Below are 24569 nucleotides of genomic sequence, written 5' to 3'. Positions count from 1 at the left end.
TTCAAGGCACGATCATGTCATGATCCTGCCGCAATGTGCAGGTGGATTTGGCGCCTGCGTGAAAAGGGCCGCTGGTGCTCTCGCATATGTTCACGCAGCCACAATGAACCGGCGGATCTGCCTGTCGTTGCGCGTGCAGGAGCATTGAAAAATGGTTGCAAGGCAGGAGTACATTCTTCCATGACACGGTCGCTGTTCATTTCCGTTCATGATTTTCGTAGTCTGCGCAAGGCAAGTATTCATTTTATCGCAGCGGAAATGGCGCGTCGCGGGCCAACGGCCTTCCTGTCCATCGGGTTGAGCGACCTGTCGCTGCGGCGTGGCGACACGCGCGCCAACCTCGTCCCCCGCGCCAACAGGGTGGAAACGGTCGATGGCGTGGAATGCTACCTGTGGCGCATGAAGTGGCACCCCTTCAACATGCGCAAAAAGGCACTTGCGCCCCTTGAGCGTGGCCTGTTCTGGCTTTACCGGCAGATGTTGCCCGCCATTGCGCGCCGGTGGATACGCCGCGCCGATACGGTTTTTATTGAATCGGGCATGGCGCCAATATTTATTCGCGATGTCAGGAAACTTAATCCGGGCGCGCGCATTATCTACCTGATGTCCGATGACCTTGAGGTCGTGGGCTGTGCGGATACCATCAAGAATGATTTCGTGCGTAATTTCGATATGATCGACACCGTGCGCATGCCCTCGCGCTATCTGCTCGAGCGCCTGCCCCATGCGCGTTCGGCCGTGTTCGCGCCGCATGGCATCGACCGCAGCATTGCCGACAGAACCTATCCCGATCCCTATACGCCCGGCCGCACAAGCTGTGTTTCGATCGGCTCGATGCTGTTCGACAAAACCTTTTTCCAGATCGCGGCCCGGCTGCGGCCCGATATCGATTTTCACATCATCGGCGCGGGGCGCGCGACAGAAGGGCTGGATGCGCCCAACATCATTATCCACCCCGAGATGGCGTTCGAGCGTACGCTGTCCTACCTCCAGCACGCAGATTTTGGCGTAGCGCCTTACCGTGATGCCAACACGCCGCGCTACCTGCTCGATACATCACTCAAGCTGCGGCAGTTCGCGCTGTTCGGCATTCCCGCCGTCTGCCCCGATTTCGCGCTCAATGACACGCCCGGCCGGTATGGCTACCGACCGGGCGATGCGCATTCGATAGGCCAGGCCATTGCCGATGCCCTGCGTTCATCGGATGTGATCGAACTCGAGGCCCATGGCTGGCCCGAGATCGTGCAGCGCATCCTTACACCCGAAGCATATCCCGACACACATGTCTGAGCGCAGGCTGACCCCTGCACAAGCACAGGAAAGAGCGAGAACATGAGTGAGGCAGGTGATCCCGGTCCCCGTATTTCCGTTGTCATGGCCACCTATAATGGCGCCAGCCATATCCGCGAACAGCTTGACAGCCTGGCAGCGCAGACCTGCCTGCCTGCCGAGCTGATCGTGACCGATGATGGCTCGACCGATGCAACGCTCGACATCGTGGCCGATTTTGCCCGTAACGCGCCTTTTCCCGTGCAGGTGCACCGCAATGCCACGCGGCTGGGCTACAAGGGCAATTTCATGCATGCGGTCACGCTGAGCACGGGCGACCTGATCTCGTTCTGTGACCAGGATGATTACTGGAAGCCCGACAATCTCGCGCGCGTGCGCGAGGTCTTTGTCAGGGACCCCGATGTGATGATGGTCTATCACAACGCGCGTCTTGTCGATGAAAACCGCAGGTCCATCTCCACCTTCTATGCCACGCCCCCCATGCCGCCCGTGGCCCGGGCGCTGACCCTGCAGCCGTGGAGCTTTTCCTACGGGTACATGCAGACCTTCCGCGCCGTGCTCAAGCCCGCCGGCGCCCTGTGGCCGCGCATGCGCGACCATTACAATCCCGGCAAGGAAATGGGGCATGACCTGTTCTATTTCCTTGTGGCGTCAGGCGTGGGCTCGATTGCCTATATTGATGAGGAACTGACCGAATACCGCCTGCACGGGGGCAACACGGTGGGCTCGGGCAAGCGCACGCAGCCCACCTTTCTTGACCGCTGGCGCTACCGGCTGGAAGACCGGGCCGATACCTACCGCTACCTTGCGCGCATGACGGTGCAGGACAGCAACCTGTTTGCCGATCTGGCCCTGACCCCCTCATGGCCTGAAAGCCTGCGCATGCGTGCGCGCACCGCGGCAAGGGTGTGGGGGGCGCTTGAGCCACTTTACACCGCGCGCGCCGAGGTGTGTTCCGCCAGCCTGCCGCGCCGTATTGCCGCCTTCGTGCGGCTGGTGCGCGCGGGGGGCTATAGCGAGCGCTCGTTCTGGACCTTCGGCCCCCGCGCCATGCAGAAGGATGCGGTGCTTGGCGTGCTGCTCGCCCCGCTCGTGCGCCGCTTTGGCCATGAATCCTCCCGCACGGACCGCGCGTGCCATCGCGGCCAGGCCTGTCCCGCCCCCGGCGAGGCCGTGGCGGCATGAACGGTATGGCCGGGACAGGTGCGGGGTCGGTCATGGCGGATGCAACCGCACCGACGGTTGCGATCTACCGTACCCAGATCCTGCCCCTGTCCGAGACATTCGTGCGCGACCAGGCGCGTGGCCTGCGGCGCTGGCGGCCCGTGCTGCTGGGCGAGCGCACCATAGGCCAGCTGCCGCTTGATGGCATGGACGTGCGCGCGCTGCATGACGGGCCGCCCACGTTCGTGCAACGCCTGACCGGCATGGCCGCCCGCATGCTCGAACGCCCCGTGCCGGGCATGCTGAACCTTGCCCGCGGCTTCGCGCCCCGGCTGGTGCATGCCCATTTCGGCTTTGATGGTGTGGAGGCGTGGCCGCTTGCGCATGCGCTGGGCGTGCCGTTGCTGGTCACCCTGCATGGATCGGACATTACCACCCGCATGGAGTGGTTCGCGCGCGGCGGCGGCGGGCAGCGCTGGCGGGCCTATCCGCGCAGGCTCAAGCACCTGGCCAGTATCAGGCAGGTCAATTACGTCGCGGTGTCGCATAGCATCCGCGAGGCGGCGATCCGTGCGGGGCTGCCCGAACAGCGCATTCATGTCTGCCCCATCGGCATCGACCTTGCGCGCTTTCACCCTGCCGGGCCGCCCGTGGCCGAGCGTGCGCCGGTCATCCTGTTCGCGGGCCGACTGGTCGAGAAAAAGGGCTGCCGCTACCTGATCGAGGCCTTTCGTAGCGTGCGCGCGCAGGTGCCCGATGCCCGCCTGCTCATTGCAGGCGACGGGCCGGAGCGCGACATGCTGGCGGGCCTTGCGGCCGATATCGGGGGCATTACGTTCAATGGCCGCTATTCCGCAGCGCAGATGCAGCCGCTTCTGGCGCAGGCGCGGGTGTTTTGCCTGCCCAGCGTCACGGCGGCCAATGGCGATGCCGAGGGCATGGGCCTTGTCCTGCTCGAGGCCCAGGCCTGCGGCGTGCCGGTGGTCACATCCGCCCGTGGTGGCGCCACCGAGGGCATCGAGCATGGCAGGACCGGCTTCGCCTTTGCCGAGGGCGATGTCGCGGCGCTGAGCGCCTACCTGATCCGGCTGCTGCGTGATGATGCGCTTGCCACGCGCATGTCGGAAGCAGGGCCCGCTTTCGTGGCGAAGCACCATGACCTGTCCTACTGGGCAGGCATGCTCGAGAAGATTTACGATAGCATGACAGGACGCACCTCATGACCGCTCCCATGTCCGTCACCCTGGTCATCACGGCGTATAATGCGCAGGATTTCATCATGCGGGCCGTCAATTCGGCGCTTGAGCAGACGCAGCCGCCGCTTGAAATCGTGGTGGTGGATGACTGCTCCACCGACAGCACGCCCGACCTGCTGCGCCGGGTGGCGCGCGCGCATGACATCATCCGTGTCGTGTCCACCCCTGCCAATGGTGGTCCGTCGGTCGCGCGTAATACCGGCCTGGCCGTGGCGAAGGGGGACTGGGTCGCCTTTCTTGATGGCGATGACGCCTTTGCGCCCAACCGGCTTGAAGTGCTCATGGCGCGCGCGGCACATGATGACTGTGATGCCGTGGCCGATGACCTGGGCTATTACGATGCCATGGCAGGCCAGGTGACGGGCCGGGCAATGGGGGCAGGGCAGGTGCCGCTCCAGACCATAAACCTGCGTGATTACGTGCGCCATAACCGTTCAGGCGGCACCGGTTTTGACTGGGGCCTGCTCAAGCCGATGTTCCGGCGTGCGTTCCTCGAGGCGCATGGCCTGCGCTACGACCCGCAGGTGCGGCATGGGGAGGACTTCCTGCTGGTGGTCTCGTTCCTGCTGGCGGGCGGGCGGCTGTGCCTGATCGACCAGCCCACCTATCTTTACACCCAGCGCCAGGGCAGCGTGAGCGGCCGGGCCTCCGGCATGTCGCGCACCGTCATCGCCTATCGTGACATGCGCGACATGGCGCTGGCGCTGGCGCGTGACCCGCGCATCAGCACTGATCCCGTGCTTGTCGACCTGCTGCGCCAGCGTGCCGAGGGGTTGCAGCGGCTTGATGACTCACACTTCGTCTCGGTCGCCCTGCGCGCGGGCGCGGTGGGGGCGATCATGCGGCGCATCATGGACCGCCCGGCCTTCCTGCCTGCCATGATGCGCCAGGTTGGCGTGGCCCTGCGGCGTCGCCTCTGCCATTCGTGAAATCATCAAGGAGTTTCAGGCAGGGCGTGCGTTCCTTGCTTGGTTTTTTTGTTGATTTCGCCTGATCCGGGCCATGCAGGCACCTGCATGGCCCGGATTGTGTTTCAGGCGGTGTGCACCATGTCCGGCCGCCCGAGCGAGATGTAATCGAAGCCCGCTTCCTTCAGGCTCTCGGGATCCCAGATGTTACGCAGGTCAGCAATCTTGCGGCCTGTCATGCGGGCCTTGAGCTTCTCGGGGGAGAGTGAGCGGAATTCATTCCACTCGGTCAGCACCACGAGAATATCCGCCCCCGTGGCGGCATCAAGCGCATCCTTGCAGTAGGTCACGGCCTGGGGCAGCACGGGGCACGCGGTTTCCATGCCCGCAGGGTCGAAGGCGCGGATTTTGGCGCCCCCCTTGTCAAGCTGGTCAAGCACGACAATCGAGGCCGCCTCGCGCATGTCATCGGTCTCGGGCTTGAAGGTCAGGCCGAGCACGCCAATCGTCAGGCCCTTCACATCACCGCCCGCCAGTGCGATCACGCGCTCGCCCATGGCCTTCATGCGCTGTTCATTGACGGCAACCGTCGTCTCGATCAGCCGCACGGGCGAGCCCGCGTTGCGCCCGATGGCGGTCAGCGCGCGCGTATCCTTGGGGAAGCACGAGCCACCAAAGCCGGGGCTGGGGTGGAGGAACTTCTTGCCAATGCGCCCGTCAAGCCCGATGGAGCGGGCGACATCATTCACATCAGCCCCCACCTTCTCGCACAGGTCGGAGATCTCGTTGATGAAGGTGATCTTCATGGCCAGGAAGGAGTTGGCGGCGTATTTGATCAGCTCCGCCGTTTCCAGTCCGGTAAAGACAATGGGGCGCTCAAGCAGGTAGAGCGGGCGGTAGAGCTTGCGCAGGATGTTCTGCGCGCGCTCCGTGCCGCCCGGCTTTGACTGGTCGGTGCCGATAATGACCCGGTCAGGCTTCATGAAATCGACAATGGCGTTGCCCTCGCGCAGGAACTCGGGATTCGACGCCACATCGAAATCAAGGTCCGGTCGCGTCGCGTGCACGATCTTGGCAATCTCGCGCCCGGTGCCTACCGGCACGGTCGATTTGGTCACGATCAGCGTATAACCCTCGGCCACGCGCGCGACCTGCTCGACCGCGGCATAGACGTAACTCGTATCGGCCTGGCCATCGCCCCGGCGCGAGGGCGTGCCCACGGCCACGAATACGGCATCAGCACCCTTTACGGCAGCGGCGATGTCATCGCCAAACGTCAGGCGTCCCGCCTCCACGTTTTCCGCCACCAGGCGGTCGAGGCCGGGTTCGTAAATCGGGATCCGCCCCTCACGCAAGGCGGCCAGACGGTCGGGGTTGGTTTCAACAATGGCAACATCCGTGCCGAACTCTGCAAAACATGTACCGGAGACCAACCCCACGTAGCCTCCACCGATCATAGCAATTCGCACCTGGACCTCCCTGGTCTGTCTGTGAACCTGCCTTCATGCGCAGGTCCGCGTGTAGCGTTTTTCAAATCAGCTTGAAACAATGAAAAAGTAATAAGGCATGTCGGTTCCGGCGTGCCGAATATTTCATGCCAGTGACACACAAGGGCATGAACACGACAAAAATATGTTTGCACACCACATTCTTGACAAAAAAATTCTGGCTTAGTGCGTTCACCACACGAATGTTCGCCTTCTCTCAGTGCCTGTGCCACCCGCAACCGGGGGCCGCGGGCTGGTGTGACATGAAACCCGCAGGACGGAGACACGATCCATGACGTTTATGACAGCGACGGATGTAACCGTACCCAGGCCTGAAACCCCCTTGCCGCCCATCACGCCCATCGTGCTCTCGGGTGGCACGGGCACGCGGCTGTGGCCGGTCTCGCGCGCCAGCCACCCCAAGCAGTTCTGGGCGCTGGCCTCGAATCAGACCATGATCGGTGAAACCCTGCAACGCGCCACGGGCGAGGCCTTTGCGCCGCCCATCGTGGTGTGCAATCAGGCGCATCGCTTTCTCGTGGCTGAACAGCTGCGCGAGAATGGCTGCGAGAACGGCCGCATCATCCTTGAGCCTGCCGTGCGCAACACGGCGGCCGCCATTGCCGCCGCCGCCCTCATGGCCGCACAGGATGACCCCGAAACCCTGCTGTGGATCATGGCCGCCGATGCCGCCTTCCGCTACCCCGAGCGCCTGGCCCCCGTGCTGGAAAAAGCGGCGAAGGTAGCGCGTGAAGGCTATATCGTCACCTTCGGCATGAAGCCCGACGTGGCCGAGACAGGCTATGGCTATATCCGCACCGGTGCGCCGGTGCACCCCGACCGCCCTGATGAGGGCGTGTACCGCGTGACACGGTTCATTGAAAAACCGGATCACCTGCGCGCGACCGAAATGCTGCGCGAGGGGGGGTATGTGTGGAATTCGGGCATGTTCGTGGCTCCTGCCTCGGTCATGCTGGCCGAACTGGCCCGGCACGAGCCCGCGGTGCTTGAAAACGTGCGCACGGCCCTGGACCGCAGCCAGCATGACCTGACCTTCTGCCGGCTTGATGAGGAAGCCTTCCTGCGCTGCCCGAGCGTCAGCATTGATTATGCCGTGATGGAACGCACCGACCGCGCGCTGGTCATTCCCGCCGATCTTGGCTGGTCGGATGTGGGGAACTGGAATGCGCTGTGGGAACTGGGCGACAAGGATGCAGGCGGCAACGTGGTCGTGGGCGACGTGGTGCTCGAGCAGTCCCATAACTGCTACGTGCGCAGCGAGGGCATGCTGACGGCGGTGGCGGGGCTAACCGATATCGTGCTGGTTGTCACGACCGATGCGGTGCTCGCCATCCATCGTGATTACGCGCAGGACGTTTCGGCCCTTGTGGCCCAGCTGAAAAAGGCGAGCCGGACGGAAGCCGAAATTCACAATCGCTGTTACCGGCCCTGGGGTTTTTACGAGGGGCTGATTCAGGGCGAGCGGTTTCAGGTCAAGCGCATCGTGGTCTATCCCGGGCAGAAACTTTCGCTGCAGAAGCATTTCCACCGTGCCGAGCACTGGGTCGTGGTCAGCGGCACGGCGCTGGTCACGCGAGATACGGAAAATCTGCTGTTGCAGGAAAACGAAAGTGTCTATCTGCCGTTAGGCTGTATGCACCGCCTGGAAAATCCCGGCCGCATTCCACTGACCCTGATCGAGGTGCAGTCCGGACCATACCTTGGGGAGGACGATATCGTTCGCTTCGAGGATACATACGGGCGGCAGTAACGTGGCAGCAATGGGGGCATTCAGGGGCAGATGCCCATGAGTGCCCCTTGGGGAAGGGGTGATGCCGGGGGTGTAGAATATTCGTTCCGGTATAATAACGGTTCCATCAAATCGTTAATTTTTTAATAAATTAGATGTGACGGTTAAATCATGATTCCATACTGTGGCAATGACATATTTTGGCCCTAAAATACCCAGAATAATGCCGCTACGGGAACTGGAGTCCCGAAAGTCTTAAAAACAATAAAAAGGCGAAGAGTGTTTGGTGCCCGCGTTGCGTAATGCGGGGAATGGCAAGGGAAGCTGTATCCGGTGGCAGGCTGCGGCCCGCATTGACAGGAGATGTTTCAAAATGAGCGAGGCACTCAGGCATTTGGAAAATGGTGAATCCGACCTGTCGCTATCAACGGGGGTCGATGGCATCTCTTCGCGGTTGCGCCTGATGCACCGGGCAGGTGAAAGCAGCTTTTCCTATCGCCATCCCGTCGTGTCGCAGGTGGTGGTGCTGTCAGATACGATGTGCGTGTGCCTTGCCGTGGTGGCCTGCATCGCCTGGCAGCGCATTTTTGATACGCCCGAACTGTCCGGCGCCCTCCTGCTGGCCAATGTCATGGCAGGCGGCGCGTTCTTCCTGTTCCCCAAGAATGTGCCATTGCTCGACATTCCTGATATCACCCGGCTTTCTTTCCAGCTCCGCTATCTGGCACCTCCTGTCGTGTTTGGCCTGATCGTATTCTGCGCCATTCTGGTCATGCTGTCCTGGCCGGTGGGCGTTGCAATGCGGATGGGCGGCGAGTGGCTGGTCTTTGTCGTGGTGGCGCTGGCGGCTGAACGGATCATCGGCACTTATGTGCTGCATACGGAGGCGATGGCCCATCGCCTGACGCGCAAGGTGGCGATTATCGGTTCAGGCGCGGAGGCGACCCAGATGGCCGCGCGCATCAATACCCGCATGCAGCGCATGTTCCGCCTTGTTGGCATCTTTGATGACCAGGGCAGCAATGTTGACGGCACGATTGATGAGCTCGTGCAGCGCGGGCGCGAGGATGGCATTGATGCCGTCATCATGAGCTTCCCCCCCGCTGAAGGCGGCCAGCAGCATGTGATGGATGTGCTGTGGCGGCTGCGCGGCGTACTGGCCGATGTTTATGTCGTGCCCACGCTCATGACGGAGGACTGCCACTTCTGGCCGGTCGAGCGCTTCGGGCCGTTTTCGCTCACGGTCTTGCAGCGCCGCCCCCTGAGCGAGTGGGACATGCTCGAAAAGCGCGCGTTCGACCTGAGTGCCAGCGTGCTGATCCTGATTGCGATCGCTCCCGTCCTTGCCCTCGTGGCGCTGGCCATCAAGCTGGATTCGCGTGGGCCGGTGCTGTTCTGCCAGCCGCGCCAGGGCTTCAATAACCGTTATTTCAACGTGTTCAAGTTCCGCTCCATGTATACCGACATGGCCGATAGCGGGGCCGCGCGCCAGACCTCGCGCACCGACCCGCGTGTTACGCGCGTGGGCCGTGTGATCCGGCGGCTGAGCATTGATGAGCTGCCCCAGCTTTTCAACGTGCTGCGTGGCGAGATGTCGCTGGTCGGTCCCCGCCCGCATGCGCCCCAGACCCGCGCGGGCGGTCAGCTATTGCATGAGGCGATGGAAGAATACGTGGCCCGCCACCGTGTGCAGCCCGGCATTACCGGGTGGGCGCAGATCAACGGCTCGCGCGGCGAACTTGTCACGCGCGAGGATCTGCGCCGCCGCGTGGTGCTGGACCTGGAATACATACGCGCCTGGTCGATCTGGCTGGATATGAAGATCATCTTCCTGACCATCAAGCGCGAGATTTTCTCACGGAATGCGTTCTGAATTCCTGAACTGCAATAATGATGAACGGTGTATTCAAAATGAACGCGAATACGGAAATAAAACTGGATGATGCCATTGTCGATGTCATGGGCCTGCCCCTGCTCGACATCACGCGCGCTGAAATTGTCACGCGCGTGGTCGACGCCGTAAAGGGCGGGCGCAAGATGGCCATCGTCAACGCCAATGCCCACATGGCGGTTGAATCCCAAAAACATCCGTGGCTGCGCGGGCTGTTCCGCCGGGCGGATATCGCGTTCTGCGATGGCGCGGGCGTGCAGCTCGCCGCCCGCGTGCTGACCGGGCGCCGCCTGCCGCGCACCACGCCGCCGGAATGGATCGGCCCGGTGCTCGAGCGCCTCGGCCCCGAGGCTTCGGTGTTCTGGATCGGAGGCAGGCCGGGCGTGGTCGATGCGGCGGCGCAGGCGTTCTCTGCCCGCTATGGCGTGCGCACGGCAGGCACGCAGCATGGTTTTTTTGACCTCACCCCCGGCTCGCGCGAGTCCACGCAGCTGCTCGGGCGCCTGCTGGCGAGCAAGCCCGACATCATCCTGCTGACCATGGGCATGCCCCGGCAGGAAATCTGGCTGCGCGACAATATCGACCACCTGCCCACCGGCGTGTTCATCACGGCGGGCGCGCTGGTTGACCACGCGGCAGGCCGGGTGAGCCGGCCGCCGCGATGGGTGGCCAATATGGGGCTGGAATGGCTGGTGCGCCTGATGCGCGAGCCGCGCAGGCTGTGGCGGCGTTACGTGCTGGGGCTGCCGGTGTTCGGCTTTTATGTCCTGGTCTACCTGCAGCGCAGGCTCCGCCTGCGGGCAGCCTCCCCCCTCTCACGGAAACTCGCCGGGTAAGCAGCATGAATTATGTTTCCATACAGGGACGGAACCCTTCAATGTCATGGACCGCACAGGATGTCGGCCTCGTCATTCGCCAGACATGCCGCGCCTTCCTGCGGCACCGGATGCTGTTTGCCCTGACCGTGCTTGGCGTGGTGGGGGTAGGGGGCGCTGTCACGCTCTCGCTCAAGCCGCGTTATACGGCCACGGCCACGGTCGTGGTGGCGGGCCATGCGCAGCAGGATCCCCTCGCGCCCAATGGCCAGCAGCAGAACCAGGCGCCGCCGGATGATGAGCTGGTCTCGACGGAGGCTGCGATGATCCACTCGCGCGATGTGGCCGCCGCCGTGCTGGCGCAGCTGCCGCCCCCCACCCAGCCTGCCCATGTCGGCCTGCGCGACCGGTTGTGCCACATGGGGCTGGGTTTCGTGTGTCATGTGGCAAAACCGGTGGACCCGCAGGTGCAGCGCATGCATGAGGAGGATGCCTTCCTCAACAGCCTGACCATCACGCCCGAGCCGCGCACCCAGATCCTTGACATCAGCGTGGTCGATGGCGACCCGGTACGCGCCGCGGCGCTGGCCGATGCGGTGGTGACCAACTACCAGCGCATTGCGCTCGCGCGCCAGACGGCGGACATCAACCGCGTGGCCGCGTGGCTAGACAGCCGCACCGCCGCCCTGCGCCAGCGCTGGCTCGACGCGGTGCAGAAGGCCAACGCCTTTGACAACGCCCACGGCCTGACCAATACGAACGAGGGCAGCACCTCCAGCCCCCTGATCGAGCGCCAGATTGCCGATACGGCCTCCAACCTCAGCCAGGCGCAGGGTCGCCTTGCCGCAGCCCAGGCCCGTGCCGATGCCCTGAAGGATGCAGCCGCCCGGGGCGATGCGCGCGCCGCCGTCGCCCTGTCGCAGGAGCCGATCCTGGTGGCCACCGCCAATTCGCTCATGCAGCTTGAAAGCACGCGCCAGGAGGAGGCGGCCACCTACGGCCCCCAGCACCCCCGCCTGCGCGCGCTTGACCAGCAGATCGCAACCACAAAAGCCAGTCTTGCCGCCGAGACGCAGGCTGCGCTGAACACCATCCGCGAGGACCAGATCTCCGCCCGCGCCGAGGTGGACCGCCTGAACGAAAACCTTGACCTGCTGCGCCAGAAGGCAGGTGGCCAGAGCGGCCCGCAGGCGGAATACCGCACGCTCGACCAGGAGGCGCAGAGCGCGCGCACGGTGTATGAAACCTTCCTCGAGCACGCCAAGGAAGTGGTGGACCGCGCCGCCCTGCTGCAGCCGCCCATCGCCATGGTGTCGCATGCCTCGGCACCGGATGTGCCCAGCTTCCCCAACCGCAAGAAGCTTGGCATTGGCCTGATTGCCGTGGCCCTTGCCGCGGGAGCGGGTGCGGTGCTGCTGCGCGATTACTTCACGGCGGGCTTTACCGAGATCGAGCGCCTGCGCGCCGCCATTCCGCTGCCGCTGCTGGCCGTGGTGCCCAAGGTGGGCGGGCGCAGCGAGCAGACCGTGCGCCGCCATGTGCTCGACCACCCCTATTCCCGCGCAACCGAGGCCGTGCGCAGCCTTGTCATGCAGCTTTCCATGCGGGTGCATGAGGGCGGCCAGCCGCTCTGCCTTGCCATTACCTCCGCCGGGCCGGAGGAAGGCAAGAGCACGCTGGCGCTTTGGATGGCCACCGTGGCAAGGCGTGGCGGGCAGAAAGTGCTGGTGATCGATGCCGACCACCGGCGCGGCATGCTCGACCATTACCTGACCGATGGCACCACGGGCCGCCCCTCGCTGGGCATGAGCGACCTGGTCACGACAGGCACGCGGGTGGCGGACGCGATCCGCACCGACCCCGAGGCCGGGTTTGACTACATCCCGGCAGGGCGGACCATCGAGCACGCCTTCAGCCCCGTCGAAATCCGCCGCCTGCGCGCGATGCTGGTCGAGCTCAAGCATTCGTATGAACTCATCATCATCGACTGCCCGCCGCTGCTGGGGCTGAGCGATGCGCTGGTGCATGCGAACATGGCCGATCAGGTGATTTTCGTGTGCCGGTGGAAGAGCACGGCCCAGCGTGCCGTCATGGCCTGCCTGGAGCGGCTTGAAGCCTGTGGCGCGCACCTTGCCGGCGTGGTGGCCACCATGGTGGAGGATAACGCGATGGACGTGATGGGCTACAGTTACGGCAACAGGGATATCAGGATCCTGAGCCGTTTTGATGAACAGTAAAAAACGGGGGGATGAAACATTGAAAGTCCTGCATATCTGCCGCCAGTTCAGCCCTTCGGTCGGTGGGCTGGAAGACTCCCTGCTCAACCTTGCCAGCAGCCAGCGCCAGAAGCTGGGCATCGATGCCGAGGTGCTGACGCTTGACACCGTGTTCGGTCGCCCCGGCAGGCTGCCGCACCGGGATGTGGTCGATGGCATACCCGTCACCCGCCTGGCGTGGCGGGGTTCGACCAAATACCCGCTGGCGCCGCAGGTGCTGCGGCATATTAGCGGGTTTGACCTGCTGCACGTGCACGCGATCGACTTCTTTTTCGATTTCCTGGCCTGGACATGGCCGCTGCACCGCAAGACCATGATCGCCTCGACCCATGGCGGCTTTTTTCATACAGGCGCGCTCAGGCGCATCAAGGAAATCTGGTTCCGCACCATCACCCCCATCTCGGTGCGGGCGTATGAAAAGATCGTGGCGTGCAGCTACAGCGACGCCGACCTGTTCCGTCATGTGGCGGCGGGCCGCCTGCTCACCATCGAGAACGGCATCAACCAGACCCGCTTCCGTGATGCGGCGTCGCGCACGCCCAACCGCACCATCCTCGCCTTTGGCCGCTTTGCGGTGCACAAGCGCCTCAAGCTCCTGTTCCAGCTTGTGGCCCTGCTGCGTGCCTATAACCCCGGCTGGAAAGTGATCGTGGCGGGGCAGGATTCCAACCTCACGGCAGAGGACCTGCGCCAGCAGGCCCGCGCCTGCGGCATAGAGGACAGCCTGCGCATCGTGCCCGGCCCGTCGGACGCCGAACTGCGCGACCTGATGGGGGAGGCCAGCTTCTTTGGCTGCCTGTCGGCGCATGAAGGCTTTGGCCTTGCGGCGGTGGAGGCCATGTCGGCGGGGCTTGTGCCCATCCTGAGCAACATCACCCCCTTTGCCCGGCTCATGCAGCAGGGTGCGGCAGGGGTGATGGTGGACCCCGACAACCTCGCCCCCGGCGCGCGGGAGGCCGAGGACATGGCCGCCGCCCTGCCCGAGACGGCGGATGCCCTGCGGGCGCGCAACATGGACGTGGCCAGCCGGTATGATTGGCACAGCGTGGCGCATGAATACGCGCAGCTGTACCAGCAGGTCCTGGGCCACGCGCGCCCCGGGGCCAACATGGTTGCGGCAGGGGCGGAGTGATGGCCAGGAGCAAGTTTTCCACCAATTTCCTGTTCAATGTCTTTGGCTCCATCTTCCCCATTATCGTCTCGCTGGGCACGGTGCCGTTCTACCTGCACCTGATTGGCACGGACCGGTACGGCATTGTCGCCATTTCATGGATCCTGCTGGGGTATCTGGGGTTTCTTGATTTCGGGCTGTCGCGCGCCTCGGCCAATGCGCTGGCGCAGCTGGGGCACGCGACCTCACGCGAGCGCTCGCCCGTGCTCATGACCGCGTTTTACAGCAATCTGGGACTGGGCGCGCTGGGCGGGCTGATCCTGTACCCCATTGGCGACATGGTGCTGCTGCACTTCGTGCGCATACCACCCGACCTGATGGCCGAGACACGGCATGCCTATCCGTGGATGGCGGTGATGCTGCCGCTGGGCATGATCAATGGCGTGGCCACGGGGGCGATGGAATCGCGCGAGCGCTTCCTGCTCTCCAACATGCTCAACTCCTCCACCACCATGGCGGGGCAGATCATCCCGCTGATCTGCATCCATATATGGGGGCCACAGCTTACGGTTGTGCTGCCCTCGATCGTGCTGTCACGGCTGGGCATGATCATGCTGTCCTACTGCGTGGTGATGGCGCTGGAATGGCCCATCCGCCCGCTCGACTTTGACGTGACATGGCTCAAGCGCCTGCTGGGCTATGGCTCGTGGGTCAGCATATCGAGCCTGATCAACCCGCTGCTTGATACCTCCAACCAGCTTATCATCGGCGCCACGCTGGGTGTGACATCGGTGGGACAGTATACCGTGCCGATGAACCTGGCCATGCGCTCGCAGGTTGTGGCGACCGCCCTGGCCCGCACGCTGTTCCCGCGCCTGTCCCGCGCCGAGCGTGGCGAGGCAGTTGACCTGACGCGCAGGGCCACCTCCTCGCTCACCTATGGCTTCGGGCTGATCTGCGCGCCGGGCATCGTGTTCTCGGGCGCGTTCCTGCACATGTGGGTAGGGGGCAACTTTGCCGATGTGTCGCGCCCGGTGGCCGAGATCCTGATGTTTGGCGCCTGGACCAACGGCATTGCCTTCCTGCCTTACGGGCTTTTGCAGGGGCAGGGGCGGCCGCATATCACGGCCAAGGTGTCAATGGTCGAGATCCTGCCGTTCTTTTGCGTATTGTGGCTGTTCATCAAATGGTGGGGGCTGCCCGGCGCCGCAGCGGCATGGACCCTGCGGGTCACGATTAATTTAGTTGCACTTTATCTGTTGTCGGATTGCCTGTCACGGCAGACTTGGCGCCTTGTGCCAGGTATGATGATTATGACAGGGGCATTGATTGTGAGTCTGCTGGTTCCCATGACCCTGCTGGTCTCGGCGGGGGCTGCCGTTGTGGTGGGGCTGGCAATGGCCTTCGCCGCCTACCGGCTGGACCCCGGGCTGCATGATATGGTGCACCGGTTGGTGCCACGCGCTGGGGGCAAGCCCCGCGTTACGATTACAGGTTAGGTTAGGGCAGGGTATGAAGGTAGTGCGGTTGCGTGGTCGCGGCGGGGTGCGGCGTGGCCTGCGGTATGGGTCGGTGGGGAGCATGGTGGCGCTGGGGGTAGGGCTGCATGCGCATGCGGCCCATGCCCAGCTGATCCAGCAGCTTTTTCCCTCCGATGTGCCGGGTTATTCCACCGACCTGACCGGCTCGGTCGTGACCCACCAGATGATGGGCCAGCAGAGCGATGGCATCGGCATGGGGAGCTGGCTGCTCAGGCCCAGCGCATCAGAGAACGTGGGTTACAACACCAATACGCTGGGCATTCCCGGCTCCGGCAGCCCGGCGGTGCAGACATCGGCCAATGTCAGCGCCAGTTCACGCTGGCGGCGGCATGCGCTCGGGGCCTCGGTGGGGATGGATGACCACCGCTACCCTACCCAGTCCATCGCCAGCTACACCAACTGGCATGGCAGCATCGGCGGGTCGCTTAACCTGGGCCATGACACGCTCAGCGCTGCGTTCTCGCACTATCAGTACCACCTTTCGGCCACCAATCTGGGCGTGTACGGGGTGGTCTATCCCGTGCCCTACCAGGTCAATGATGGGCGGCTGAGCTATACCAAGGTGTTCGGGCGCTTCAGCCTGATCCCGGCATTCGACTATCAGGATTTCTCGTTCGGCACGGCGCCGGGGCCGATTTCGATCGATTACGATTCAATCAGCCACAAGGTCGAGACCGGATCGCTGACCTCGCGCTACGAGTTCTCGCGCGGGGATGCGCTTGTTGCCGTGCTGCGCGGATCGGCCGCGCAGTTCGACCAGGCGGTCCAGGCGTCGACCAACAACTACGCCGATGGGGCGGGGTTTGTGGGTGTTGACTTCCGCCGCGGGCAGGTGTGGCAGTACCGGCTGCTTGTCGGTGGCGAGACGCGCAGCTTCAAGAATGGCTATAGCCCCTCGGTCAGCACGCCTACCTTCGAGGCCAACGTGGCGTGGATGCCGCGCCGTATCGATACCGTGACCCTGACCGCGGCCCGCCATATCAGCGACCCCGAAACGCCTTTCGCCCGCAACCAGGTCATTACCGACGTGCGGCTGCAATGGGACCATGAACTGCGGCACAATGTGTTCGTGCGTGCCTATGGCGAGTTCGGGGAAAGCAGCTCGCAGTCCAGCCAGCAGACGGAGGGCTCGGCCGTGGCGAGCCTTGAGGGCAGCCGCCTGCAAAAACAGATTCATTTTGGCGGAACAGTGTTCTGGAACATCGATCGCCATGTGCGTGCCTCACTTACCTATAACTATGTCAATAACGCCACATCGGGCGGAAACGTGAATTACCTGAACATCCCGGGGCGTCTTTCGACGTTTACGAGCAATACGGTACTATTGGGTTTTTCCATCTCCGGCTAAGGGGCCACATGGCCCCACCCGGAAAGAGGAAAACAGCATTGAATGATTTGGGAGTGGCCATGTTTGCAATGATACGGAAAACGTGTCGGCCTGGAATACTGCACGCAATCGGTGCCACGGCCCTGCTGGCGCTCGGCTCATGCGCATCGGGGCAGGAACAGTCCTTTGCCCCGGTGGATGGCCGGGCCTATCACCTCGGGCCGGGCGACCAAGTGCGTGTCATCACCTATAATGACCCGCAGTTGAGCAATACTTTTACGGTGAGTGACAACGGCAATATCGACTTTCCGCTGCTCGGCGCCGTGCCGGCATCGGGCTCGGCGCCGGGGGCGCTGGCGCAGCGCATTGCCGCCGACCTGGCCAAGAAGGGGATTCTGTACCAGCCCAGCGTTTCGGTCGAGATTGCGCAGTACAGGCCGATCTACATCCTTGGCGAGGTCAATCATCCCGGCCAGTATCCCTACCAGCCGGGCATGACCATGCTTACCGCCGTGGCCCTTGCGGGTGGCTTTACCTACCGCGCCGTGACCGGGCATGCGACCGATGTGCGCCATGAAGACCTCGATACCCCCGCGCATGAAGGCCGCATCTCACGCGAGACGGTGCTGCTGCCCGGTGATGTCGTGACCATTGAAGAGCGGTTCTTCTAGTCCGTGCAGGGTGCTTCCGGGCTTGCCGCGCAAGGAGCCCGGAAGCATCGCGCCAGCATAAGTCAGTTTTTGGTGAAGCCTGTGCCTGATGGCTTCAGGGTGTGTTGTTTTATTGTAATATAAAGGCGGCATCCGGAAACTTTTATTGTTTTTATGTTTATGAGTTGTTGTTCAGGCAATCTCTGAAGGGGGAATCACATGCCCAGGGCCCGTTCCATCCCCAGCCTGACAGGAGTGCGTGGTGTTGCGGCGCTATGGGTTTTCACCACCCATTTCTATGGTCTGGCTGCCGATATACTGCATATGCCATGGCTGTTGCAGTCGCTTTTCCTATTCAACGGCTTTCGGGGCGTTGACCTGTTCTTCGTTCTGTCGGGCTTCATTCTCATGCATGTGCATGAGGCGCAGTTCCGCATGCCGACATGGCGCGTGATACGGGATTTTTTTATTGTCCGTTTCTTCCGCGTCTATCCGCTCAATACGGTCGTGCTGCTGGCCATCGTGCCACTGGTGCTGTTTGCGCCAGGTTACGTGGCCATGCAGCGCGCCTATACCGACCCCGCCTTTGCCTACAGGGCGCATAACCTGTCCTGGCCCGGCTTTGTACAGACGCTGCTGCTGGTGCAGAGCTGGACAGTGCTGAAACTGGGTGAGTGGAATATCGTATCATGGACGCTGAGCGCGGAAGTGCTGGGCTATATCCTGTTCCCCATGCTGGCCATGATGGCGATGCGCATCACATCCGTGCGCAGTGCCGTGGCCCTGTGCGTGGCAAGCCTGGCCGCACTGGTGGTGATCCTGTTTGCCGCGCACCATGCCAACAACAACCCCACGGGCACGTTTGGCGCCATTCGCATGTTCTTCTGTTTTGCAGCCGGGGTCGTGCTGTACCGCGTCTATCACCTCGCACCTGACAGCACGGAGCGTTATGCGGCGGCCCTTACGCTGGGGGCCGTGGGGTTCATTGCCCTGACCCTGTTCTTTCCGGTCGTGCCGGTGTGTGACGTGTTCGGGTTTACTGCGCTGGTGTTCGGCCTCGCCTACCAGCGCGGCGTGGTCAATGCCGTGCTGGCCTCGGCGCCGGTGGTGTGGCTGGGGCGCATATCATTTTCGTTTTACCTGACGCATTACCTCATCATCGGCATCCTGGCCTGGTGCATGGGGCCGTGGCTGCGGCAGCTGGACCTTGCCGCGGGGCTTGTGGCGGTGGTGGCCATTTTCGCGCTGTGCCTGCTGGTGGGCGTGGTCTGTTACCATCTGGTCGAGCGGCCATCGCAGCGCCTTGGGCGGCGCATCATGCAGCGCATCGATGCGCGTGATGCGATGGTGGCCGCACGGCATATGGCCTGATCGGGCATGCGGTCAAAATCTGAACAGGCGAAGAAAGTTTGTTCATATTTATGACATATAGGCATCTTTAACTACGGCGTTAAGTTATGACGGTTTTGATATGATTGCCAATATTTTCATCTGGCATGTCCACGCGAAATAATTGGCCTGTCGCGTGCGGTGCCCGCACCAGTGCACGCGGCAAGGAAAAGGAATAGGCAATGCGTATATTGATAACGGGAGGCTGCGGATTTATCGGTTCAGCAGTCGTGCGGCATCTGGTCCGGCACACCACGCATGAGATCCTCAATGTGGATGCCCTGACCTATGCCGCAAGTATAAAGGCAACGGAAGATGCCGCCGACAGCGGTCGTTACCGGCTGGAAGTCGCCAATATTACCGACCATCAGGCCATGGACCGGGTGTTCGAGCAGTTCGCGCCCGATGCGGTCATGCACCTTGCCGCCGAAAGTCATGTCGACCGCTCCATTGATGGGCCGGGCACGTTTGTCAGCACGAACATCGTAGGCACCTATACCCTGCTCGAGGCAGCAAGGCGGTGGTGGGTGAAGCAGGACGAGGCCCGCCGCAAGGCCTTCCGCTTTCACCACATCTCGACCGATGAAGTCTTTGGCGCGCTCGAGATGGGTGATCCGCCGTTCAACGAGCATACGCCCTACGACCCGCGCAGCCCGTATTCCGCCTCCAAGGCGTCATCCGACCATCTGGTGCGGGCATGGTACCATACCTATGGCCTGCCCACCTTTGTCACCAACACCACGAACAATTATGGCCCGTGGCACTTCCCCGAAAAGCTGATCCCGCTGGTGACCATCAACGCCATCGAAGGGCGTGAACTGCCGGTTTATGGCAGCGGGCAGAACGTGCGCGACTGGCTGTTTGTCGAGGACCATGCCGAAGCGCTGGTCCGCGCGGTCGAGCGCGGCCAGCCTGGCGAGACCTATGCCATCGGCGCCCGCCAGCCCCGCACCAACATGCAGGTGGTCGAAGCGATCTGCACCATTCTTGATGAACTGCGCCCCGACCTTGCCGGCCCGCATGCGCGCCTGATCCGGCATGTGCATGACCGCCCGGGCCATGACTTCCGTTACGAGATCGACCCCACCCATGCTGAGCAGGCGCTTGAGTGGCGGGCGAAGCATGATTTTGAGCACGGTATCCGCCGCACGGTGCAGTGGTACCTCGATAACCGCGCCTGGTGGGAGGGCATCCGCGCCGCCCGCTACGATGGCCAGCGCCTTGGGCAGACAGGTGACAAGATGGGAACAGCAGCATGAGCGGACACGGTAGCGCAAAGCCGACCAAGGGCATTCTTCTGGCAGGCGGATCGGGCACGCGCCTGCACCCCATGACGCTGGCGGTAAGCAAGCAGTTGCTGCCGGTCTATGACAAGCCGATGATCTTCTACCCGCTTTCCACGCTCATGCTGGCGGGGATACGCGATATCATGATCATTTCCACCCCGGCCGACCTGCCGCTGTTCCGCCGCCTGCTGGGCGATGGCGCGGATATGGGGGTCACCTTCACCTACCGCGAGCAGCCCACGCCCGATGGCATTGCCCAGGCTTTTGTCATTGCCGATGACTGGCTGGATGATTCGCCGTGCGGGCTTATTCTGGGTGATAACCTGATCTTTGCCGACCATCTGGGCAAGCAGATGCGTGCCGCCGCCACCCGGCCAAGCGGGGCCACCGTCTTTGCCTATCAGGTGCGTGACCCCGAGCGTTATGGCGTGGTGAGTTTTGGCGAGGACGGGCATGCAATCGATATTGTTGAAAAACCCACCGAACCCAAATCAAACTGGGCAGTAACAGGGCTGTATTTTTATGATGGCCGGGTACGTGAGTATGCGCGCAGCCTCAAGCCCTCGCCGCGTGGCGAACTGGAAATTACCGACCTCAATCGCCTTTACCTGCAATCGGATGAGCTGCATGTGCAGCGCCTCGGTCGCGGCTGTGCGTGGCTTGATGCCGGCATGCCCGACAGCCTGATGCAGGCCGGGCAGTTCGTGCAGACCATCCAGTCCCGCCAGGGGCTGCTGGTAGGCTCGCCGCATGAGGTGGCCTTTCGCATGGGGTTCATTGATGCCGCAGGGCTTGAAGCCTATGCCAAGCGCATGATCAAGACGGAGCTTGGCAAGGCGCTCATGGCCATTGCCCATGGCGAGGGGTAATGCCTGGGCAGGCCTACCATCATAAGTATGAAAGTTTCATGATGCCGCCTTTTTCAAAAAAAGGCGGCATTCTTTTGGGCTGGCTGTTCAGGGCATCGTTCATATTTAAAGGAGCCTGACGCGTATCATTGAGGCGTAAGGGCAGATACGGCAGGGTAAGAAAAACCTGGCGGCCAGGGCGGTTCGATTTCTGCGGCGCCTGCGCACGGGTTCATCGAAGCAGGAGAGTATTCATGGGACGCGTATCGGGAAAAGTCGCCCTTGTCAGCGGGGCAGCACTTGGCATTGGCCGGGCCACCGCCCAGCTTCTGGCCCGCGAGGGGGCAAAGGTTATCATTGGCGACCTCAAGGAAACCGAAGGCGAGGCCGTGGTGGCCGAGATTGAAGCCGCGGGTGGCGAGGCAATGTTCACGACACTCAACGTAACCGAGGAGGCAAGCTGGCAGCAGGCCATGGCCGCCGTGCAGGCCCGGTTCGGGCGGCTGGACATTGCGGTCAACAATGCGGGCATCGCCTATACCGGCACGGTCGAGCAGACCAGCCTTGAGGAGTGGCGGCGCGTGCAGTCGGTCAATCTCGATGGTGTGTTTTTAGGCACGCGCTACGCCATCGAGGCCATGAAGCCGCATGGCGGCGGGTCGATCATCAACCTGTCCTCCATCGAGGGGCTGGTGGGCGACCCCACGCTTGCGGCCTATAATGCCAGCAAGGGCGGCGTGCGGCTTTTTACCAAATCAGCTGCGCTACACTGCGCCAAATCGGGCTACAAGATCCGCGTCAACTCCGTTCATCCCGGCTATATCTGGACCCCCATGGTGCAGGGCCTGACCGCCGCGACCCCGGACCAGCTTGCCGCCCGGCAGAAGCTGGTTGACCTGCACCCGCTGGGCCACCTGGGCGAGCCCGATGACATTGCCTACGGTATCGTGTTCCTTGCATCGGACGAATCAAAGTTCATGACCGGCAGCGAACTGGTTATTGATGGCGGCTATACAGCCCAGTAAATAACAATTTCCATCGATGGGTCTTTTAAATAACACTCATATGTTAATGTTCTGAATTTAACAGGGTGTATTTTGAATGAACCGTGACGGTTCTTGTAACGTGCCCCCGCAGGATCCTGAGCCTGTGGGGGAAATGATGGGCAGCGGCGCAATCCCTGCAGGGCCGATCAGTGACTTTACGAGTGCGGATGGGCTTCTGGCTCGGGAAATGAGCCGTGAGCCTGACCCTGTCCCGGCGGCCCCACGGTCCATGGCTGCTGCTCAAGCATCGGGGGGCGCTGGGCCGGAGCGCACAGGGCATGGGCAAAAGCATGGCGCACCCGCCCATGCCGCAGGGTCAGCACGAGCGTTGCGGGCGTGATGCACGTGCCAGGGTCGAACACATCGCCCGAAACCCAGCGGAGGGCCGTTGTCACCTCGCCACCCGCAGGCAGTGCGATGGCAGGTGGCGGCACGGCCTGCTGCCATGTCACGGGAATGGAATGGTTCCGGCCATCTTCGAACGATAGCGACCCCATGCTGGCAAGGGAACAGGCCCGCGCCCCCTTGTTGCGCAGCACAAGCCATGTGCCGCTGTGCATCATGCCATTGAACGCGCCCTGCCCATCATCAAGGGTCATGGTCATATGCCGGGCCGTGCAGGCTGACAGGGCGCGCGCCTGTGCATGTGCTGACAGGCCCACCAGCATGGCGGCCAGTAGGGCGGCATGATGACGGTTCATGGGCCGGGCCTTATCGGTCCGGTGGGTTGTGCATCAAAACGCAGCACATGCCCGGTGTCGGGATCAAGATGGCAGTTCCACGTAAAACCCACCCACTGAATTGCGTTTCCGGCCCGCAAAAACTGCCCCCGGCCTGACACCAGCGCGGGACTGGTCACGACCTGGCTGCCAGTTGCCGCATCCTGCAGAAAAAAACGGTGCGGCAGGCCACCCATGCGCACCAGCACCGCCCGCGCGGCATCCTGGCACAGGAAAGTGGTCATCTGCCACGCCATGTCCTGCCCCTGCACGGCGCGGCGCGTGGCGGGGTCGGCAATCCGGCCGATATGCCGGTCGATGATCCGTTTTTCGGCGGCAGAGGGGCCGGGCATGGCAGGCGCGCCACAGGCCGGGCGCAGCATGGCCAGCAGGCCCAGCCCGATGGAGAGGAGGCCGCGCATCGTGTTCATGTTCATGATCCTGTTCATGACTGCCCGCCCGGAGGCCGCCCAAGCCGTGCCTGGCGCAGCGCCAGGCCAGTCATGCTGCCTGCCTCATGCCGCTTGGGCACCGCGACGCGCTGGGACAGGTAGATGCCCGAATGGCCCGAGCACATATAGGCCACGAAACAGCCCGTGGCGAAATAGACGATATCCGCCGTGCCGAACAGTTCCACCCCCATGAGCATGCAGGCCAGCGGCGTATTGGCAGCCCCCGCAAAGACCGCGACAAACCCCACCCCCGCCAGCAGGTCCGCCGGGGCGTGCAGCAACGGGGCCAGCGCATTGCCCAGACCCGCCCCGATGAAGAAGAGCGGCGTGACCTCGCCCCCCTTGAAGCCAGCGGCCAGCACGACCACCGTAAAGACCAGCTTCCATGCCCATGCCAGCGGATAATGCCCGCTACCAAAAAAATCGGTAATCGATGCGCCGCCCGCCTCGGGTGCCACAATGCCCAGCCCCAGATAGTCATGCGAGCCGCACAGCCATACCAGCGCTATGGTCGCGATGCCGCCCAGTGCGGGCCGCAGCCATGCAATCGGGCAGAGCTGGCGCAGGTAACCTGCCAGCCGGTGCACTGATTCCGCAAATACCAGGCTGGCCAGCCCGAAGGCGACCGCCGCCACCATGACCTTGCCCAAAAGCAGAAGGTCGGCATGGAAAAAATGCCCATCCACCCCCGCATAGCCCTGAAAGGCCAGATGATAGGGCACATGTTCCATGCCCCATGCATGGCATGTCCAGTCTGCCAGGATGGCGCTTACGGCCACGGGCACCAGGGCATCATAATCGATGCGCCCGACCCGGATCACTTCCATGCCGAACACCGCACCCGCCACCGGCGTGCCGAACACGGCGGAAAACCCCGCCGCAATGCCGGACATGAGCAGGACCCGGATTTCATACGGGTTGGTCAGGCGCCATGCGCGGCCCACCGCGCTGGCAATGCTGCCGCCCATCTGCACCGCCGTGCCTTCACGCCCCACCGATGCCCCGAACAGGTGGCTGACCACCGTGCCCACCAGCACCAGCGGTGCCATGCGCAGCGGCACGCCGCCGCCGGGTTCGTGAATCTGGTCCACGATCAGGTTGTTGCCCCCTTCCGCCGCGCGACCAAAAACGTGATAGAGCAGCCCCACGGCAACACCCGCCACCGGCAGGGCGTAAAGCAGCCACGGGTGCAGCAGGCGTGTCTGCGCCGCCCGGTCGAGCAGCCACAGGAACAGGGCGCACAACGTGCCCACGCAGGCCGCCATGGGCAGCAGCAGGCTGGCCCATTTGAGCAGGCCCCCGGACTGGCGGGCCACAGCCCGCGCCAATACAGCAATATTCATGGTATTTCGGTAAACCCGGC

The 24569-nt window shown here is 63.0% G+C and carries 20 protein-coding genes; 16 read left to right on the top strand and 4 right to left on the bottom strand.

The annotated features are described in order from the left end of the window. Nucleotides 1–180: 180 nt before the first annotated feature. The 4 genes from DV027_RS08105 to DV027_RS08090 are packed head-to-tail and all read left to right on the top strand — an operon-like array spanning nucleotide 181 to nucleotide 4639. Nucleotides 181–1290 carry a GumK N-terminal domain-containing glycosyltransferase gene (locus tag DV027_RS08105; RefSeq protein WP_130731361.1) on the top strand — a complete coding sequence of 370 codons (1110 nt, stop codon included), beginning with the start codon at nucleotides 181–183 and terminating at the stop codon, nucleotides 1288–1290. A gap of 42 nt (nucleotides 1291–1332) precedes the next feature. After that, nucleotides 1333–2475 carry a glycosyltransferase gene (locus tag DV027_RS08100; RefSeq protein WP_130731360.1) on the top strand — a complete coding sequence of 381 codons (1143 nt, stop codon included), beginning with the start codon at nucleotides 1333–1335 and terminating at the stop codon, nucleotides 2473–2475. Next, on the top strand, nucleotides 2472–3677 hold the full coding sequence (locus tag DV027_RS08095) for a glycosyltransferase (protein ID WP_130731359.1): 1206 nt from the start codon (nucleotides 2472–2474) through the stop codon (nucleotides 3675–3677). Before DV027_RS08100 ends, DV027_RS08095 begins: the two co-directional genes overlap by 4 nt. Then, a complete protein-coding gene (locus DV027_RS08090; RefSeq protein ID WP_130731358.1) occupies nucleotides 3674–4639 on the top strand; it encodes a glycosyltransferase family 2 protein in 966 nt (321 codons plus the stop codon). The genes DV027_RS08095 and DV027_RS08090 overlap by 4 nt, the downstream gene beginning before the upstream one ends. A 104-nt stretch (nucleotides 4640–4743) precedes the next feature. Here the strand turns inward: DV027_RS08090 and DV027_RS08085 are convergent, their stop codons facing one another. Continuing rightward, the gene (locus tag DV027_RS08085) at nucleotides 4744–6075 is read right to left on the bottom strand and encodes a UDP-glucose dehydrogenase family protein (RefSeq protein ID WP_130731376.1); all 1332 of its coding nucleotides are present in this window, start codon (nucleotides 6073–6075) and stop codon (nucleotides 4744–4746) included. A gap of 322 nt (nucleotides 6076–6397) precedes the next feature. Here DV027_RS08085 and DV027_RS08080 point away from each other — a divergent pair, with 322 nt between their 5' ends. The 12 genes from DV027_RS08080 (at nucleotide 6398) to DV027_RS08025 (ending at nucleotide 22014) form a co-directional block, all read left to right on the top strand. Further along, entirely contained in the window at nucleotides 6398–7876 is a 1479-nt protein-coding gene (locus DV027_RS08080; RefSeq protein WP_130731357.1) for a mannose-1-phosphate guanylyltransferase/mannose-6-phosphate isomerase, read from the top strand. 352 nt (nucleotides 7877–8228) lie between these two features. Next, nucleotides 8229–9728 carry an exopolysaccharide biosynthesis polyprenyl glycosylphosphotransferase gene (locus DV027_RS08075; RefSeq protein ID WP_242621795.1) on the top strand — a complete coding sequence of 500 codons (1500 nt, stop codon included), beginning with the start codon at nucleotides 8229–8231 and terminating at the stop codon, nucleotides 9726–9728. 38 nt (nucleotides 9729–9766) lie between these two features. After that, a complete protein-coding gene (locus DV027_RS08070) occupies nucleotides 9767–10582 on the top strand; it encodes a WecB/TagA/CpsF family glycosyltransferase (protein WP_207303450.1) in 816 nt (271 codons plus the stop codon). A gap of 41 nt (nucleotides 10583–10623) precedes the next feature. Beyond that, the gene (locus DV027_RS08065) at nucleotides 10624–12798 is read left to right on the top strand and encodes a GumC family protein (RefSeq protein ID WP_130731355.1); all 2175 of its coding nucleotides are present in this window, start codon (nucleotides 10624–10626) and stop codon (nucleotides 12796–12798) included. A gap of 19 nt (nucleotides 12799–12817) precedes the next feature. Then, complete coding sequence (locus DV027_RS08060) at nucleotides 12818–13969, top strand: glycosyltransferase family 4 protein (protein ID WP_130731374.1); 1152 nt, start codon at nucleotides 12818–12820, stop codon at nucleotides 13967–13969. Further along, entirely contained in the window at nucleotides 13969–15447 is a 1479-nt protein-coding gene (locus DV027_RS08055; protein WP_130731354.1) for a flippase, read from the top strand. Before DV027_RS08060 ends, DV027_RS08055 begins: the two co-directional genes overlap by 1 nt. Before the next feature lie 13 nt (nucleotides 15448–15460). Beyond that, a complete protein-coding gene (locus tag DV027_RS08050) occupies nucleotides 15461–16837 on the top strand; it encodes an outer membrane beta-barrel protein (RefSeq protein WP_130731353.1) in 1377 nt (458 codons plus the stop codon). A 59-nt stretch (nucleotides 16838–16896) separates the two neighbouring features. After that, nucleotides 16897–17487, top strand: coding sequence for a polysaccharide biosynthesis/export family protein (locus tag DV027_RS08045; RefSeq protein WP_130731352.1), 591 nt, complete (start codon nucleotides 16897–16899; stop codon nucleotides 17485–17487). Between the two features lie 198 nt (nucleotides 17488–17685). Then, nucleotides 17686–18837 carry an acyltransferase family protein gene (locus DV027_RS08040; RefSeq protein ID WP_130731351.1) on the top strand — a complete coding sequence of 384 codons (1152 nt, stop codon included), beginning with the start codon at nucleotides 17686–17688 and terminating at the stop codon, nucleotides 18835–18837. Nucleotides 18838–19037: 200 nt separating this feature from the next. Further along, a complete protein-coding gene (gene rfbB, locus DV027_RS08035) occupies nucleotides 19038–20114 on the top strand; it encodes a dTDP-glucose 4,6-dehydratase (RefSeq protein ID WP_130731350.1) in 1077 nt (358 codons plus the stop codon). Further along, nucleotides 20111–21010 (top strand): glucose-1-phosphate thymidylyltransferase RfbA, encoded by a 900-nt coding sequence (gene rfbA, locus DV027_RS08030; RefSeq protein WP_130731349.1) that lies wholly within the window; start codon nucleotides 20111–20113, stop codon nucleotides 21008–21010. The genes rfbB and rfbA overlap by 4 nt, the downstream gene beginning before the upstream one ends. Nucleotides 21011–21243: 233 nt before the next feature. Continuing rightward, nucleotides 21244–22014, top strand: a complete 771-nt coding sequence (locus tag DV027_RS08025) for a glucose 1-dehydrogenase (protein ID WP_130731348.1) — start codon at nucleotides 21244–21246, stop codon at nucleotides 22012–22014. 176 nt (nucleotides 22015–22190) lie between these two features. On the opposite strand, the gene DV027_RS08020 is transcribed toward DV027_RS08025, so the two are convergent. The 3 genes from DV027_RS08020 to DV027_RS08010 are packed head-to-tail and all read right to left on the bottom strand — an operon-like array spanning nucleotide 22191 to nucleotide 24549. Continuing rightward, nucleotides 22191–22736 (bottom strand): DUF4232 domain-containing protein, encoded by a 546-nt coding sequence (locus DV027_RS08020; protein WP_130731347.1) that lies wholly within the window; start codon nucleotides 22734–22736, stop codon nucleotides 22191–22193. Continuing rightward, nucleotides 22733–23185 (bottom strand): hypothetical protein, encoded by a 453-nt coding sequence (locus DV027_RS08015; protein WP_130731346.1) that lies wholly within the window; start codon nucleotides 23183–23185, stop codon nucleotides 22733–22735. Before DV027_RS08015 ends, DV027_RS08020 begins: the two co-directional genes overlap by 4 nt. A gap of 14 nt (nucleotides 23186–23199) precedes the next feature. Continuing rightward, nucleotides 23200–24549 (bottom strand): voltage-gated chloride channel family protein, encoded by a 1350-nt coding sequence (locus DV027_RS08010; RefSeq protein ID WP_130731345.1) that lies wholly within the window; start codon nucleotides 24547–24549, stop codon nucleotides 23200–23202. Between the last annotated feature and the right edge of the window lie 20 nt (nucleotides 24550–24569).

The organism is Komagataeibacter xylinus (assembly GCF_004302915.1).
Classification (GTDB): Bacteria; Pseudomonadota; Alphaproteobacteria; order Acetobacterales; family Acetobacteraceae; genus Komagataeibacter; species Komagataeibacter xylinus_C.
The sequence above is the reverse complement of the archived record's forward strand: the minus strand, read 5'-3'. Positions and strand labels throughout refer to the sequence as shown.